A 16,108-nucleotide genomic window follows, 5' to 3' on the forward strand; every position below is an offset into this window, starting at 1 on the left:
TCCGCGCACCGACGCGTGCGCGGCGATCTCCCGCGCCCGCCCCGCCGGACACCCCGGGAAGAGCCGACGTATCTCCGCCGCGAACGCCTCAGCGAACCGCACGCCCTCCCGTGCCCGCCGCCGCGCGTCGCGGACCCGGCGCCGCTTCCGGGCCTCCGCGTCCACCAGGCACCGCTGCTCCGCCCGGGTGAGCCCCGTCTCCTCCACGAGGACGCCCTGCCGCTCGTAACGACCCCGGCGCCGGTTGAACCGCACGACCACCGCCGACAGCGTGCTCTCCTCCCGTGAGCGCCGCGTCAACGCCGTGTCGCCGCGCGGCAGGAACACCAGATGACCGAGGTCGGCACAGTCGAGACACCGCGGCGCGCCGTCCTCCAGCACGAGCATCTGCAACGGGCCCGCATGGCACTCCGCGCAGTGCCGCCGCCTGAGGGGTTGGATGACGAGAAGGCCGGTGCGGGGCGGGGGAGTTGCCAGAGGTGCCATACGGGATTCCTTCCCCTCCGGGCGGGTCCGGGGAACTACCCGGCGGGCCCCCGAACGCCGTCTGACCAGGCCCTGGCAGGGAATCGGCCGCACGGTGCGCGCACGCCGAACCCCTCCCGCCCCGGGGCGGCGCCTCCCTGTCGCATCATGGGGCGTGTGCGACTCGAAGCGATCACCTGGGAACGGCTCGGCGACCTGCTGGCCGAGCGTCTGCTCGACCTGAAGCCGGCCGACGGCGGCCCCTGGCCCCGCGTCGCCTTCGACGGCGCCCCCGCCGCCCGACCGGGAGACCTCGCCGAGCGGGTCGCCGAGGCACTGCGCGTACACGGCCGTCCCTCGCTCACCGTCGACACCCAGGGCTTCCTGCGCCCCGCCTCCCTCCGCCTGGAGTACGGGCACCGGGACGTGGAGGCCTACTACGACGGCTGGTTCGACACCGGCGCCCTGTGGCGCGAGGTCTTCGGTCCCCTCGAACCGGGCGGCGACGGCCGCGTCCTGCCGGACCTGTGGGATCCGGTCACCGACCGAGCCACCCGCAGTCCCTACACCCAACTCCCGCCCGGCGGCATCCTGTTGCTGCACGGCCCCCTCCTGCTGCGTCACTGGTTCCCCTTCGACCTGACCGTCCACGTCCTCCTCTCGCCCGGCGCCCTGCGCCGCCGCACCCCCGAGACCGAGCACTGGACCCTCCCCGCCTTCGAGCGCTACGACCACGAGACCGACCCGGCGGCCACGGCGGACGTCCTGGTGCGCGCCGACGACCCGCGGCACCCGGCGTGGAGCGGTTGATCCGTACGCGACACCAAACTCTGTTTACATGCGCCCGCATTCAACTGCCTCGGGGCCACCCGCACGCCTGTGGCCGGAGGGAGTCCCGCCCGTGGCCGGTGGCCGTTACCGCCCGGTTCCGGGTGCGTCGGTCGGGTGGCGCGGCGAGAATGAAGGGCGCCGGGACTAGCGGTGCGTCCCGCGCCGCGCCGGCCGTCCGGCATCGGGAGGTACTTCATGACCACTGCCGGAGACATCATGCACCGTGGTGCCCAGTGGATCCCGGCCCACGAGACCCTGGACCGCGCCGCTCAACTGATGCGCGAGCTGGGCGTCGGAGCCCTGCCCATCAGTGACGAGAACGAGCGGCTCTGCGGCATTCTCACCGACCGCGACATCGTCATCGGCTGCGTGGCCATGGGCCACGACCCGAGCAAGGTCACCGCCGGCGAGATGGCCCAGGGCACCCCGCGCTGGATCGAGGCGAGCGCCGACGTCAGCGACGTGCTCCGGGAGATGAAGGAGCACCAGATCCGTCGGCTCCCCGTGATCGAGAACAAGCGCCTGGTCGGCATGATCAGCGAGGCCGATCTGGCATTGAACCTGAGGGAGAACGAGATCGGTCAGTGGGCCGAGAGCGTCTACGCCAGGACCGGGGCTCCGACGACGCACTGACCCTGCGACCGGCCCTCACCGCTCATTCCTCTCACTCCTTCTGCCGTCCTCGTCCGGCTCACCGTGCCGGGCGGGGGCGCACCGGTGTTCCCCCGCACGCCGTTGTCCCCGCAGGCCGTGTCAGAGCCATCCGTTGCGCCGGAAGCCGCGGTACAGCACCACACAGGCGACGGATATCACGCCCAGGACCAACGGATATCCGAACGTCCAGCGCAGCTCCGGCATGTGCTCGAAGTTCATCCCGTACACCCCGCACACCATCGTCGGAACGGCGATGATCGCCGCCCAGGCCGTGATCTTCCGCATGTCCTCGTTCTGCGAGACGGTGACCTGTGCCAGGTGCGCCTGAAGAATCGAGTTCAGCAGTTCGTCGAAGGCGAATATCTGCTCCTTGGCGCGCAGCAGATGGTCCGAGACGTCGCGGAAGTAGGCCTGTATCTCCGGCTCGACCACCCGGATGGGCACCGAGGCCAGCTCCTCGAGGGGACGGCTCAGCGGAACCACGGCCCGCTTCAGCTCCAGCAGTTCCCGCTTGAGCTGGTAGATCCGCCCCGGGTCGGCCCGCGCACCGTTCTCCGCGAACACGTCCGTCTCGACCTCGTCGATGTCCTCCTGCACCGAGTCGATGACGTTCAGATAGTCGTCGACGACATGGTCCGCGATGGCGTGCAGCACCGCCGCGGGCCCCTTGCAGAGCTGCTCGGGGCTCGACTCCAGTTCCTCGCGCAACGGACCCAGCGAACCGTGCCGTCCGTGCCGCACCGTGATCACGAAGTCCTGGCCGACGAACACCATGATCTCGCCGGTGTTCACCACCTCGCTCGTCGCCGTGAGTTCCTCGTGCTCGACGTAGCAGACCGTCTTGAACACCGCGAACAGTGTCTGGTCGTAGCGCTCCAGCTTCGGTCGCTGATGTGCCTCGACCGCGTCCTCGACCGCCAGCGGATGCAGCGCGAAGAGCTCCGCGATGCCCGCGAACTCCTGGTCCGTGGGCTCATGGAGGCCGAGCCAGACGAAGCCGGCACCGCGCTTGCGTACCCGCTGCACCACATCGACCAGATCACCGCTCTCCGGGACCCGCACGCCGTCCCGGTAGGTCACACAGTTCACCACCGAGGAGCCCAGCGGGGACCGGGCGGGGTGGCTGAGGTCGACGCGGGGGCGCCGTCGAGCCAGCCGTGCCACCTTGCGCAGGCCGCCGACCCCGCCGAGGCCCGTGACCTTCCGCAGATTCCCTGCCATGGACATCTGGATCTCCTTGCGTGGATCTCCCCTTGACGCCCGGCTCACCTCCGGGGCGCTCTTGCCCCTTCGGCTCGCTCACCGTGCGTCGCTTTCTGTGCCGTGGCCCGCAAGTTTGCCAGGTGGGCGTGAGAGGCGGGTAAGCCTGTGGGAGCAGGAGGTTCCGCTTGGTTCCAGGCTGTGGACGAAGGGGTTGCGAGCGCATCGCGGTTCGAGCGGGGCGGTCGTGTGCGTCTGGCCGTGTGCGCTTGGCCGTGTGCCGTCTGATGCGAGCTGAGGCGAGCTGATTCGAGTTGATTCGATCGGGGCGCCCGTACGAGTTTCAGAGCCGCCCCGCCGAGCGTCGCCCCGTCCGGACGAGCCGGACAACTGGGATGATCGCATCATGACGCGAACCCACGGCTATCTCCTCGACAACCGGCAGGCCGAGGCGGGCGAGCGCTTCGACGCCTTCGCCACTCTCTTCGACCCCACCACGTTCCGGCATCTCGAACGGCTCGGCGTCGGACCCGGCTGGCGCTGCTGGGAAGTCGGCGCAGGCGGCACCTCGGTGGTGTCCTGGCTGGCCAAGAAGGTCGGCCCGACGGGACGGGTCGTCGCGACCGACATCGACACCTCACTGCTCACCTCGGCCGCCCGCCCGCCGGCCGAGGTCCGTGTCCACGACGTGGCCGCCGACGAGCCGCCGGGGGAGGGGTTTGACCTGGTGCACGCCCGGCTCGTACTCGTCCATGTACCGGACCGCGAACGGGCGTTGCGGTCGATGATCGAGGCCCTGCGCCCCGGCGGCCGACTTCTGATCGAGGACGCCGACCCCGCTCTCCAGCCCCTGCTCTGCCCCGACGAGTCCGGCCCGGAGCAGCAGCTCGCGAACCGTCTGCGCCACGGCTTCCGCAAACTGCTCGCCGACCGCGGCGCCGACCTCTCCTACGGCCGCACACTCCCGCGCCTGCTCCGTGAGGCAGGTCTGCACCGGGTGGAGGCCGACGCGTACTTCCCGCTCACCTCGCCCGCCTGCGCCGCCCTGGAGTCCGCCACGGTCCGCCAGATCCGCGATCAGCTCGTCACCGAGGGCATCGCCACCGACCAGGAGATCGACCGCCACCTCGCCAACGTCGCCGCCGGCGACATGGACCTGGCCACCGCTCCGATGATCTCGGCATGGGGCCGCAAGGCGCCGGAGGAAAGCGTGAGCTGACGCTGCTTCAGCCGAAGTCCGCGCGGCGGCCGGTGGTGTCCCTCCCTGGTTGCTGTCACTGCCCTGACTCCGGTGCGGGCGGCCTTCCACCCACCCGTGCCACCGCCAGCGCACCCGCCCGGCACCCCTCCAGCGCCGCGTCCTGCGGCCGGGCGCCCGCGAGCAGGGCCGCGAGAAAGGCCCCGCTGAAGGCGTCCCCCGCCCCGGTCGTGTCCCTCGGCGCCGTCGGCACGGCGGGAACATGGGCGCGCACCGTGCCCGACCGGGCCACCAGAGCACCGTCGGCCCCCTGCTTGGCGACCACCAGCGGGACATGGCGGCTCAACTTGGCGGCGGCGTCCGCCGTATCGGGCAACCCCGTCAGCAGGCACGCCTCGTCACGGCTCGGCAGCAGGACGTCCAAACCCTCCACCAACGCCAGGAAACGGTTCACGCCCAGCTCCACCAGGAAGCCCACCGACGCCGGATCCATGCTCACCGGCACACCACGCGCGCGTGCGGACGCGAGAGCCCTCGCCACCAGGGCCCGGGTCGGCTCGGAGAACAGCAGATAGCCGGAGAGATGCAGCCACGCGACGCCGTCGAGCAACGCGTCCGACCAGTCGCCGGGGTCCAGCCGCAGCGCCGCCCCGCTGTCCGTGAGGAACGTCCGCTCGGCGTCGGCACCCGTGTCGACCAGGCAGATCACCGTCCCGGTCGGCGCCTGCGGATCGACGACCAGAAGCGGCTCGACGCCGCTCGCGGTGAGCTCCCGCTCGTGCCAGGCGGCCGCGTCCGTTCCCACGCGCCCCAGCAGCCGCACTTCCCGGGCGCCCCAATGCGCCGCCCAGCAGGCCACGTTGGCGCCCGCGCCACCCGGCACGGTCCGGATGGCCGCCGCCGTGTCCGTACCCGAGGCGAGCGGACCGCGGTGGCGGGCGATGACGTCCGTGACCACGTCCCCGACGACCAGCAGCGCGCCGTCGCGCCCGACGACCCCGTTCCCCGGCTCGTTCACGCCCCGGCCCAGGCCGCCGCGATCCGCCCCGCCAGCCGTACGTTGCCGCGCACCGCCGCCAGATTGGCGCTCAGCGAGGCGCCGTCCGTGTGCCGCACCAGGTAGTCCAGCAGGAACGGTGTGACGGCCTGACCGGCGATGCCCCGCTCCTCGCACGCGTGCAGCGCGTCGGCGAGCACACGCGCGTGCAGCCCGGGATCCAGCTGTTCCTCCTCCGGCAACGGATTGGCGACGATCAGCGCCGACTCCGGGCCGTCGAGCGCGTCCTGGGCGCCCATCACCCCGGCCACCTCCTCCGGCGACCGCAGCGTCCAGTCCACCGGGTGTCCGGAGTCGGAGAGGTAGAAGCCGGGGAAGCGCTCCGTGCGGTAGCCGGCGACGGCGACGCCCAGCGTCTCCAGCCGCTGCAGGGTCGCCGGAACATCCAGGATCGACTTGACGCCGGCGCACACCACCGTGATCCGCGTACGCGCGAGCAGTCCCAGGTCGGCCGACTCGTCCTGCGTCACCGTCCACTCCCGGTGCACCCCGCCGAGCCCGCCCGTCGCGAACACCCGTACGCCCCCGAGGCTCGCCAGCAGAGCCGTCGCCGACACCGTGGTCGCCCCGCTCACCCCGGAGGCCACCGCGAGCGGCAGATCCCGGTGCCCCAGCTTGCGGATCCCGTCCTCGTTCGCGATCCGCTCCAGCTGCTCCTTGTCCAGCCCGACGTGGGGTCGCCCGTCCAGCACGGCGATCGTCGCCGGAACGGCGCCCTCCTGCCGTACGACATCCTCCAGCTCCAGCGCCACCTGGAGATTGCGCGGCCGCGGCAACCCGTGCGCGATGATCGTGGACTCCAGGGCCACCACGGGTCGACGCGCGTCAATCGCGTCCCGTACCTCTTCCGACACCACCAGCACCACGCGCCTGCCTCCTGTCGCTCGGTCCTCCCTCATCTCTGGCGGGCGGCGCACCGCGTCAAACCCTTGCGGCCTGTGGGAGAGGACACCAGCCTTGAACGCATGACCGACAACTCGACCCGTCTCGACCACGTGGTCCTCTGGGTGAGCGACCCGGCCGCATCGGCCGCCTTCTACCAGGAGACACTCGGCCTGGCGCCCGTCAGGCTCACCGAGTTCATCGCGGGCGAGGCGCCGTTCCCCTCGGTCCGCGTCAACGACGAGACCATCCTCGACCTCATGCCCCTGACCATGGCGGAGCGCATGAAGATGCTCCCCGGTGCCGCCGAGAGCGCGGGACACCCGGTCAACCACGTCTGTCTGTCCCTGCCGGAGGCAGACTTCCAGGGGCTGCGCACCCACCTGGAGGGGCAGGACGTACCCGTGTCGGACTACTCGTACGACTCCTTCGGCGCCCGAGGCAAGGCCAGGCGCAGCTTCTACTTCCGCGACCCCGACGGCAACGTCTTCGAGGCCCGGCACTACGACTGACGCGCCGAGGAGGGGCCACGCGCGCGTGACCCCTCCTGCCTGCCGACGACGTCAGACCGGCCGTACGCCGTCCAGCGCCCCATGCGGATTCAGCACGTACTTGCGGCTGGCGCCCTGGTCGAACTCGGCGTAGCCGCGTGGCGCGTCGTCGATGGAGACCACCGTCGCGTTGACGGCCTTGGCGATGTGCACGCGCTCGTGCAGGATCGCCATCATCAGGCCCCGGTGGTACTGCATGACCGGGCACTGGCCGGTCGTGAAGCGGTGGCTCTTGGCCCAGCCCAGGCCGAGCCGCACCTTCAGCGTCCCGGACTGCGCGTCCTGGTCGATCCCTCCGGGATCGTCCGTGACATACAGGCCGGGAATGCCGAGGGCGCCGCCCGCGCGTGTGATGCCCATCAACGAGTTGAGGACCGTCGCGGGCGCCTCCTGAGCGTTCGGGCCGTGAGCCCGCGCCTCGAAGCCGACCGCGTCGACCGCTGCGTCCACCTCGGGCTCCCCGAGGATCTGCGCGATCTGCTCCTCCACGCTGCCTTGCGACACGTCGACGGTCTCGCAGCCGAAGCTGCGCGCCTGGGCGAGACGTTCGGCGTTCAGATCGCCGACGATCACGACGGCGGCGCCCAGCAACTGCGCCGAGGCGGCCGCCGCGAGCCCGACCGGGCCCGCCCCGGCCACGTACACCGTCGAACCGACGCCCGCTCCCGAGCTGACCACACCGTGGAAGCCGGTCGGGAAGATGTCCGACAGCATGGTCAGATCCAGGAGCTTCTCGCGTGCCTGGTCCCGGTCGGGGAACTTCAACAAGTTGAAGTCCGCATAGGGGACCATGACGAACTCGGCCTGTCCGCCGACCCAGCCGCCCATGTCGACATAGCCGTACGCCGCACCGGGACGTGCCGGGTTCACGTTCAGACAGATGCCGGTCTTGCGCTCCTTGCAATTACGACATCGCCCGCAGGCGATGTTGAACGGTACGGAGACGACGTCGCCGACGTCGATGGTCTCGACGTCCGGACCCCGTTCGACGACCTCTCCGGTGATCTCGTGTCCGAGGACCAGCCCCTCCGGCGCCGTGGTCCGCCCCCGCACCATGTGCTGGTCGCTGCCGCAGATGTTGGTGGCGAGGACCTTGAGGATCACCCCGTGCCGGCACTTGCGGCCGACGTTGTCGGGGGCGACTCCCGGTCCGTCCTGCAGTTCGAGCGACGGGTAGTCGATGGTCCTGACCTCCACCGCGCCCGGCTTGAGATACGCCACTGCCCTGTTTCCGCTCATGCCTGATCGCCGTCCCTTCGGCCCGTGTCGTACGGATGCCAGTCGGATGCCAGCGGCTGTGCGCATGGTCGAGTCTGCTACCGACGGCGAGGTCCGGCCAGTCCTCGCGCGGTCCGGCCGGGCGCGGTACGTCAGTCGTCGGCCGGAACGCCCCGGACGCCTTCCGCCCGACCGCGCCGGGGCCGGCTCCGGGTGAACAACGCCAGCCCTGCCAACGGGACCAGCAGACAGGCGGCGGTGAAGTTCAGCCAGGCGTAGCTCGCCTGGGCGACCACGAGCCCGGCGACCGCTCCGCCGATACCCGCCGACGCGTTCATGACCAGGTCCGACAGTCCCTGCGCGGCGGCACGCGCGGGCTGCGGCACGGAATCTGTGAGCAGTGCGGAACCCGAGACGAGCCCCGCCGACCAGCCGAGCCCCAGGATGAAGAGTCCGACGGCCGTCTGCCCATGACTCGCGCCCGCCGTACCGGCGACGAGCACCGCGCACGCCAGCAGCCCGACGGCGAGCCCGATCCCGGACAGCCGCCCCAGCCGGTCCGACAACCGCCCCATGAGCGGCGCGAACGCGTACATCCCCGCGATGTGCCCGCTGATGACCAGGCCTATCAGATCGATGCCCGCGCCATGGTGCGCGAGGTCGACCGGGGTCATCGACATCACCGAGACCATCGCCGTGTGCGCCACGGCCACGGTCACCACCGCGAGCCGCGCCCGCGGCGAGGCGGCCACGGCGGCCACCCCGGCACGCAGCGAACGGGCCGCCGGTGACTGCTCCTCGTCCGGGGCCAGCGCACGCGCGGTCAGCAGCGGGTCCGGCCGCAGCAGTACGGCCACCACGACCGCGGATATCAGGAAGATCCCGGCCGCCCACAGGAACGGTCCCGCGGCGGTGGGTATCCCGAGGCCCGAGACACTGCGACCGGCGGGCGCGGCGATGTTCGGACCGAGGACCGCGCCGATCGTGGTCGCCCACACGACCAGCGAGATGGCCCGGGCCCGCCGCTCCGGCTCGGCCAGATCCGCGGCGGCGAACCGGGCCTGCAGATTCGCCGACGACGCCGCGCCGAACGCGGCCATCCCGCACAACAGCAGCGGAAAGCTCCCCACACCTGCCGCGATCACCGTGACACCGGCCCCGACGGCCCCGATCAGATAGGCCAGCACGAGCCCGGGCCGACGGCCTCTCGCGGTCATCAGCGCGGCCAGCGGCATCGAGAGCACCGCCGTACCGGCGACGGTCGCGGTGGGTGCGAGCCCCGACAGCGACTCGGTGCCGCTGACCTCCTTGGCCAGGACGGCCGCGAGCGCTATGCCGGTGGCGACGCCCAGGCCGCCCAGGATCTGCGTCGTGATCAGCACGGCCGAGATACGTCGCCGCAGGGCCGGCAACCGGTCGGGCGGGACAGCCACGGCGGCCTGCCGCTCCACGGCGGTCATGACACCGGACCGGCCGCGTACAGGTGGGTGAAAAGTGTCGTCACAGGCGCAGTCTCCCCCTCATCACTCGCCTGCCCAACCCCAGGGGCGGGGCCAGGACCTCCTCAGAACAATGGCTCCGGCAGGACTCCCTCCAGCGCGAGCAGCTTGCGCTTGGTCTCCAGGCCGCCCCCGAAGCCGCCGATGCCGCCGTCGCTCTCCACGACCCGGTGGCAGGGCACGACGACCGGGAGCGGATTGGCGCCCATCGCCGTCCCGACCGCCTGGGCCGCACCCGGCTGCCCGACCCGCCCGGCGAGATCCCCGTACCCGACGACCGTGCCGTACGGGACTCCGGACGCCAGCTCGCGCAGCACCTGCCGGTTGAAGCCGGAGATCAGGGACCAGTCCAGCGGCAGCTCGAAGTCATGGCGCGCTCCCGCGAAGTACTGCTCCATCTGACGTATCGCCTCGGCCAGCAGCGGGGAACCGGGTGCCTCGACCGGCTCGACGCCCAGCCTCGACGCCAGTCTGCCGAGGGCCTGCTCGCGTACCTTCTCCGTGGCGTGGAACACGACGCTGACCAGGCCTTCGCGGGTCGCGGCCAGCATCAGCGGACCGATGTCGGTACCGACGACGGCCCACACGACCTGCTGCTCGTACTGCCCATGGCTGTCCATGCGCCCACCGTACGGTCCACCACTGACAACGCCCCCGTGACCGCGCACCGGGCGCCCGCGCCGGGGCCGCCGTCACTGCTCGGGCAGGGCGTCCTGAACCACGTCGGGGCTGTTGGTGATGATCCCGTCGACGCCGTATCCGGCGACCAGCCGGGTGGTGTCCGCGTCGTTCACCGTCCAGGTGAAGACCTCCATCGGCCTGCCGTGCGGTCCGTCGAACTCATGGACGGTGGCGACGTAGTCCGAGGAGATGGAGCTGTGCGAGGGGTTGATCTGGTCGGCGAAGTCCGCGTACTCGGCCAGGTCCGACGTGGGCGGCGTACCGAGGAAGCCGGTCTTCACGGTCGGCTCCAACTCGTGGACGGTCCGCACGCTGTCGGCACTGAAGCTCTGCACGATCAGCCGGCTCGCCAGGTGGTCCGCGTCGAGCCAGCCCTCGTTGGCCAGGGCCTTGAGGGTCTCCCCCTCGATGCCCGGATACAGGTCGGGGTTCTTGATCTCCAGAAGCAGCTTCTGGTCGTGCAGCTCCAGACGGTCCACGAACTGCTCCAGCGTCGGCACGCGCGCGCCCGCGTACGCGGGGCTGAACCAACTGCCCGCGTCCAGGTGGGCGATCTCGTCGGCGGTGAAGTCCTTGACCTTCCAGGGCGCCCTGCCGGGGTAGACCTCCTCCACGTCGGTCGTCCGCTTCAGGTTGTCGTCGTGAAGGACGACGAGCTCGCCGTCCTTGGTGCGCTGCACGTCGTTCTCGACCCAGTCGATGCCCAGTTCGGCGGCCTTGTCGACGGCGGCCAGCGTGTTCTCGGGGGCATAGGTGGAGGCTCCTCGGTGGGCGATCACCGTAGGCCGCTCGGCGCCGGCCCGGGCCTGGGAGGCGGGAAGCAGAAGCGCGGCGGTTCCCAGGAGTGCGGTCGTCGTGGCGGCTACAGCGCGCGCGTGCATGCGTACTCCTCGCGTCGAACGATCACGAACAGCACAACTGTGACAGCAGAGGGTCAACGGCGGGGGAGTACAGAATGGCCACAGATTGAATGGAGTTGCCCGGGCCCGCTCACTCGTGCCGCACAACTGGGGCAAGGCCGTGTTTCTTTGCCGGAGAATCGTTCGACCATTCCGGTGGGAGTTACTCTCTGCCTCAACCCTGACCGCTCGGGCGGTGCTGGGAGGGGGGCGTATTCACAGCATTCCGGGACGTAAGAGGGCGGGAAGGGCGGTCGCGTATGCAGGGCACGATCGACGGATTCAGCTACGGACTCGTCACACCGCTGGTGGCCTACCTCATGGCCTGCCTCGGCGGTGCGCTCGGTCTGCGCTGCACCACAAGATCGATGCTCGTCTCGCACTCCTGGCGCCCCGGCTGGCTCGCCCTCGGGTCGGCGGCCATCGGCTCCGGCATATGGACCATGCACTTCGTCGCCATGATGGGGTTCACGGTCGAGGGAACACCGATCCACTACGACAAACCGATGACGTTCGCGAGCCTCGCGGTCGCCATCGTCATGGTGGGCGTCGGGATCTTCATCGTCGGCTACAAGGGCGCCAGCGGAACGGCCCTGTTCACCGGCGGCACCATCACCGGCCTGGGCATAGCCTCGATGCACTATCTGGGCATGGCCGGCCTGCGGCTCGACGGCAAGCTGGAGTACAACACGTTCACCGTCGGCGTCTCCGTCGCCATAGCCATGGTCGCGGCCACCGCGGCACTCTGGGCCGCCGGACAGGTCCGAGGGCTCATGTGGAGCGTCGGCGCGAGCCTCGTCATGGGCCTCGCCGTCAGCGGCATGCACTACACCGGCATGGCCGCTCTCAGCGTCCATCTCCACGGCACCGGGGCCCCCGCGACGGGCGACTCACCCGCCGCCCTGCTCGCCCCCATGCTGATCGGCCCACTCGCCTTCCTCCTCCTCGCCGGCGCCGTCGTGCTGTTCGACCCGCACATGATCATGGGCAGGCCCGCGGCGGCCCCCGTCGAGCACAAGCCGGGCGTCCCGGCCCACACCTCCGTCCCGCACCAGGCCCGCCGCACCCAGCTGCGCGTGCGCCGCAACCAGGACCACCGGGGCTCCCGCACTCCGCAGAACCACTGATCGGACCGCGTTGTCAGTGGCGGGTCGTACGGTGGATCCCATGCGGCCCGTTTCCAGCATCGAACGCACGGTGGCGCCTTTCGAGGTCGTCAGCCCCTACCAGCCCAACGGCGACCAGCCGACGGCCATCGCCGAGCTCGCCCGGCGCATCGAATCCGGCGAGAAGGACGTCGTCCTGCTCGGCGCAACCGGCACAGGCAAGTCCGCCACCACGGCGTGGATGATCGAAAAACTCCAGCGCCCCACCCTCGTGATGGCGCCGAACAAGACCCTGGCCGCCCAGCTGGCGAACGAATTCCGCGAGCTCCTGCCGAACAACGCCGTCGAGTACTTCGTCTCGTACTACGACTACTACCAGCCCGAGGCCTACGTCCCGCAGTCGGACACCTACATCGAGAAGGACTCCTCGATCAACGAGGAGGTCGAGCGCCTGCGCCACTCCGCGACCAACTCACTGCTCACCCGCCGTGACGTCGTCGTGGTCGCCTCGGTCTCCTGCATCTACGGCCTCGGTACTCCGCAGGAGTACGTGGACCGCATGGTCCCCCTCAAGGTCGGCGAGGAGATCGACCGGGACCAGCTGCTGCGCCGTTTCGTCGACATCCAGTACACGCGCAACGACCTGGCCTTCACCCGCGGCACCTTCCGCGTGCGCGGCGACACCATCGAGATCTTCCCGGTCTACGAGGAGCTCGCCGTCCGCATCGAGATGTTCGGCGACGAGATCGAGGCCCTGTCCACGCTGCACCCGCTGACCGGCGAGATCATCAGCGACGACCAGCAGCTGTACGTCTTCCCGGCCTCCCACTACGTCGCGGGCCCGGAGCGCATGGAGCGCGCCGTCAACGACATCGAGAAGGAGCTCGGCGAGCGCCTCACCGAGCTGGAGAAGCAGGGCAAGCTCCTGGAGGCCCAGCGCCTTCGGATGCGCACCACCTACGACCTCGAGATGCTCCGTCAGATCGGCAGCTGCTCGGGTGTCGAGAACTACTCGATGCACTTCGACGGCCGCTCGCCCGGCTCCGCGCCGAACACCCTGATCGACTACTTCCCGGAGGACTTCCTGCTCGTCATCGACGAGTCGCATGTCACGGTGCCGCAGATCGGCGCCATGTACGAGGGCGACGCGTCCCGCAAGCGCACCCTCGTCGACCACGGCTTCCGCCTGCCCTCCGCGCTCGACAACCGCCCCCTGAAGTGGGAGGAGTTCCAGGAGCGCATCGGTCAGACGGTCTACCTGTCGGCGACTCCGGGCAACTACGAGCTCTCCCGCTCGGACGGCCAGGTCGAGCAGATCATCCGCCCCACCGGCCTCGTCGACCCGGAGGTCGTCGTCAAGCCCACCGAGGGCCAGATCGACGACCTGGTGCACGAGATCCGCACCCGCGTCGAGAAGGACGAGCGCGTCCTGGTCACCACCCTCACCAAGAAGATGGCGGAGGACCTCACCGACTACTTCCTGGAGCTCGGCATCCAGGTGCGCTATCTGCACAGCGACGTCGACACCCTGCGCCGTGTGGAGCTGCTGCGAGAGCTGCGGGCCGGCGAGTTCGACGTCCTCGTCGGCATCAACCTCCTCCGTGAGGGTCTCGACCTGCCCGAGGTGTCCCTGGTCGCGATCCTCGACGCCGACAAGGAGGGCTTCCTGCGCTCCGGCACGTCCCTCATCCAGACCATCGGCCGCGCGGCGCGCAATGTCTCCGGCCAGGTCCACATGTACGCCGACAAGATCACCCCGGCGATGGAGAAGGCCATCGACGAGACCAACCGCCGCCGGGAGAAGCAGGTCGCGTACAACAAGGCGAACGGCATCGACCCCCAGCCGCTGCGCAAGAAGATCAACGACATCGTCGCGCAGATCGCCCGCGAGGACGTCGACACCGAGCAACTGCTCGGCACCGGCTACCGCGCGAAGAAGGACGGCCGCGGCACCAAGGCTCCCGTGCCCTCCCTCGGCGACAAGGCGGCCAAGGGCGCGAAGGCGGCCAAGTCCGCCAAGGGCAAGGCCAAGGAGACGGTGCCGACGGACCGCCCGGCGGCCGATCTCGCCGAGCAGATCGAGGAGTTGACGGAGCGTATGCGCGCCGCCGCGGCCGACCTTCAGTTCGAGATCGCGGCCCGGCTGCGTGACGAGGTGTCCGAGATGAAGAAGGAACTGCGTCAGATGAAGGAAGCCGGCCTGGCCTGACGGGCACGCGCTGTGTTGCAAGACCGACACAAAGTGGGGACCGGGGTACGGCACTGTCAGTGCCCCTGCGTAGGGTTCTGGTCATCCGCGGATTCCGCGGCCAACAGGGGACAGCTCGAGAGGGGAAACAGCACGTGACCGTCAACATGACCAAGGGTCAGGCCATCAGTCTGCAGAAGGACGACGGCGGCAGCCTGACCGCGGTGCGCATGGGTCTCGGCTGGCAGGCGGCTCCCCGGCGGGGCCTGTTCGGCACGCGCACGCGGGAGGTCGACCTCGACGCCTCCGCCGTTCTGTTCGCGGACAAGCAGCCGGTCGACGTCGTCTTCTTCCGCCACCTGGTGAGCGACGACGGCTCGGTGCGCCACACCGGGGACAACCTCGTCGGCGGTGTCGGCCAGGGCGGCGACGACGAGGCGATCCTCGTCGACCTCGCGCGCGTCCCGGTCCACATCGACCAGATCGTCTTCACCGTGAACTCCTTCACGGGCCAGACGTTCCAGGAGGTGCAGAACGCGTTCTGCCGTCTGGTCGACGAGACCAACGGCCAGGAGCTCGCCCGCTACACCCTCGCGGGCGGCGGCGCCTACACCGCCCAGATCATGGCGAAGGTGCACCGCACAGGACCGGGCTGGACGATGACGGCGCTCGGCACGCCGGCCAACGGCCGCACGTTCCAGGACCTGATGCCGGCCATCCTGCCGCACCTGTAGGACCGGTAGCGCGGCCCCGGCGGGCGGCACACGACAAGACAAAGCGACACAGGGGGACGAAGGCATGACGGCCGAGCTGGTGCGGGGGCAGAATCACCCGCTCTCCCAGGCCCGTCTGGAGATCCGGGTCTCGGCCGGCACACCGGTCGTGGCCGCCGCCACGCTCGGCGACGAGCAGGGCAGGATCCACGGTGTCGAATGGGTGGCCCACCCCGGCGCCCCCACCCTGCCCGGCCTGGAGGTCTCCCGGCAGGCGGCCGCCGACCATCGCCTCGCGGTGGACCTGGACGCCATGCCGGAGGCCGTCCACCGCGTCAGTGTGCTGCTCGCCCTGCCGTCCGGGAGCGGCCCGACCCGGTTCGGCGCCGTCGCCACCCCCTTCGTCGCCGTCACCGGCCTCGACGGCACCGAGGTCGCCAGCTACACGATCACCGGTCTGGAGGCCGAGTCGGCCGTCGTCGCCCTGGAGCTCTACCGCCGCCAGAGTGCCTGGAAGGTACGTGCCATCGGCCAGGGGTACGCGGGCGGTCTCGCCGACCTCTTCGCCGACCAGGGCCTGGCCCAGGCCCATCAACTCGCCGGGGGCATCAACGAAGCGGTGGCTCAGGGCATGGCCCGCTCGGTGCCGGCGCCTCCGACACGGACGGACGGTGACCGCTCCCGGCAGCCGGCCGCACCGGCCCTCGGCCCGGACCAGGGCGGCTCCGCACCCCAGGGCACCCCCGGCTCCAGCTCCAGCTCAGTGGCACCGCAGCCCACCTCGCCCTACGGCACCCAGACACCGGGCGCGCCGGGCCAGCCCACGCCGCAGCCGCCGTACCAGAGCGGAAGCGGGGCCACGGACCCCGCCCAGCCGTCCGCTCCCACGTCCGGCGGCCCCATCGACTACAGCCACCCGCGCCGGCAGAACGCGGCTCCGCCGCCGCCCCCGCCGACCGCGCCCCC

Annotated in this window: 16 protein-coding genes; 8 read left to right on the forward strand and 8 right to left on the reverse strand. The window is 70.6% G+C overall.

All coding sequences use genetic code 11. The features are described from left to right. Positions 1–486: DUF2293 domain-containing protein (locus L0P92_RS31935; RefSeq protein WP_234766538.1), on the reverse strand; the 486-nt coding region annotated here is incomplete at its 3' end. A 147-nt stretch (positions 487–633) separates the two neighbouring features. On the opposite strand from L0P92_RS31935, the gene L0P92_RS31940 reads away from it, so the two are divergent. Continuing rightward, a complete protein-coding gene (locus L0P92_RS31940) occupies positions 634–1,275 on the forward strand; it encodes a nucleoside/nucleotide kinase family protein (RefSeq protein WP_234766539.1) in 642 nt (213 codons plus the stop codon). 216 nt (positions 1,276–1,491) lie between these two features. Further along, complete coding sequence (locus L0P92_RS31945) at positions 1,492–1,929, forward strand: CBS domain-containing protein (protein WP_234766540.1); 438 nt, start codon at positions 1,492–1,494, stop codon at positions 1,927–1,929. 120 nt (positions 1,930–2,049) lie between these two features. On the opposite strand, the gene corA is transcribed toward L0P92_RS31945, so the two are convergent. Continuing rightward, positions 2,050–3,177 (reverse strand): magnesium/cobalt transporter CorA, encoded by a 1,128-nt coding sequence (gene corA, locus L0P92_RS31950; RefSeq protein WP_234766541.1) that lies wholly within the window; start codon positions 3,175–3,177, stop codon positions 2,050–2,052. A 379-nt stretch (positions 3,178–3,556) separates the two neighbouring features. On the opposite strand from corA, the gene L0P92_RS31955 reads away from it, so the two are divergent. Beyond that, positions 3,557–4,369 carry a methyltransferase gene (locus L0P92_RS31955; RefSeq protein WP_234766542.1) on the forward strand — a complete coding sequence of 271 codons (813 nt, stop codon included), beginning with the start codon at positions 3,557–3,559 and terminating at the stop codon, positions 4,367–4,369. A gap of 55 nt (positions 4,370–4,424) precedes the next feature. Here L0P92_RS31955 and L0P92_RS31960 read toward each other — a convergent pair whose 3' ends face one another. After that, positions 4,425–5,366 (reverse strand): carbohydrate kinase family protein, encoded by a 942-nt coding sequence (locus L0P92_RS31960; RefSeq protein WP_234766543.1) that lies wholly within the window; start codon positions 5,364–5,366, stop codon positions 4,425–4,427. Then, on the reverse strand, positions 5,363–6,271 hold the full coding sequence (locus tag L0P92_RS31965) for a pseudouridine-5'-phosphate glycosidase (RefSeq protein ID WP_234766544.1): 909 nt from the start codon (positions 6,269–6,271) through the stop codon (positions 5,363–5,365). Before L0P92_RS31965 ends, L0P92_RS31960 begins: the two co-directional genes overlap by 4 nt. A 99-nt stretch (positions 6,272–6,370) precedes the next feature. On the opposite strand from L0P92_RS31965, the gene L0P92_RS31970 reads away from it, so the two are divergent. Next, positions 6,371–6,799 carry a VOC family protein gene (locus L0P92_RS31970; protein ID WP_234766545.1) on the forward strand — a complete coding sequence of 143 codons (429 nt, stop codon included), beginning with the start codon at positions 6,371–6,373 and terminating at the stop codon, positions 6,797–6,799. Positions 6,800–6,850: 51 nt separating this feature from the next. On the opposite strand, the gene fdhA is transcribed toward L0P92_RS31970, so the two are convergent. From fdhA to L0P92_RS31990, 4 genes are all read right to left on the reverse strand, one after another. After that, on the reverse strand, positions 6,851–8,077 hold the full coding sequence (gene fdhA, locus L0P92_RS31975; protein WP_234766546.1) for a formaldehyde dehydrogenase, glutathione-independent: 1,227 nt from the start codon (positions 8,075–8,077) through the stop codon (positions 6,851–6,853). A 131-nt stretch (positions 8,078–8,208) separates the two neighbouring features. Next, the gene (locus L0P92_RS31980; RefSeq protein WP_234766547.1) at positions 8,209–9,516 is read right to left on the reverse strand and encodes an MFS transporter; all 1,308 of its coding nucleotides are present in this window, start codon (positions 9,514–9,516) and stop codon (positions 8,209–8,211) included. A 104-nt stretch (positions 9,517–9,620) separates the two neighbouring features. After that, positions 9,621–10,175, reverse strand: a complete 555-nt coding sequence (locus tag L0P92_RS31985; protein WP_234766548.1) for a methylated-DNA--[protein]-cysteine S-methyltransferase — start codon at positions 10,173–10,175, stop codon at positions 9,621–9,623. A gap of 72 nt (positions 10,176–10,247) precedes the next feature. After that, positions 10,248–11,117, reverse strand: coding sequence for a glycerophosphodiester phosphodiesterase (locus L0P92_RS31990; protein WP_234766549.1), 870 nt, complete (start codon positions 11,115–11,117; stop codon positions 10,248–10,250). Between the two features lie 278 nt (positions 11,118–11,395). On the opposite strand from L0P92_RS31990, the gene L0P92_RS31995 reads away from it, so the two are divergent. The 4 genes from L0P92_RS31995 to L0P92_RS32010 all read left to right on the forward strand — a co-directional run. Further along, positions 11,396–12,262, forward strand: coding sequence for an MHYT domain-containing protein (locus L0P92_RS31995; protein WP_234766550.1), 867 nt, complete (start codon positions 11,396–11,398; stop codon positions 12,260–12,262). 40 nt (positions 12,263–12,302) lie between these two features. Then, positions 12,303–14,450 carry an excinuclease ABC subunit UvrB gene (gene uvrB, locus L0P92_RS32000; RefSeq protein WP_234766551.1) on the forward strand — a complete coding sequence of 716 codons (2,148 nt, stop codon included), beginning with the start codon at positions 12,303–12,305 and terminating at the stop codon, positions 14,448–14,450. A 134-nt stretch (positions 14,451–14,584) separates the two neighbouring features. Then, entirely contained in the window at positions 14,585–15,163 is a 579-nt protein-coding gene (locus L0P92_RS32005; protein ID WP_234766552.1) for a TerD family protein, read from the forward strand. A 64-nt stretch (positions 15,164–15,227) separates the two neighbouring features. Further along, the coding region (locus L0P92_RS32010) for a TerD family protein (protein WP_234766553.1) at positions 15,228–16,108 on the forward strand (881 nt) is incomplete at its 3' end.

This window comes from Streptomyces muensis (genome assembly GCF_021474425.1).
GTDB classification, from domain to species: domain Bacteria; phylum Actinomycetota; class Actinomycetes; order Streptomycetales; family Streptomycetaceae; genus Streptomyces; species Streptomyces muensis.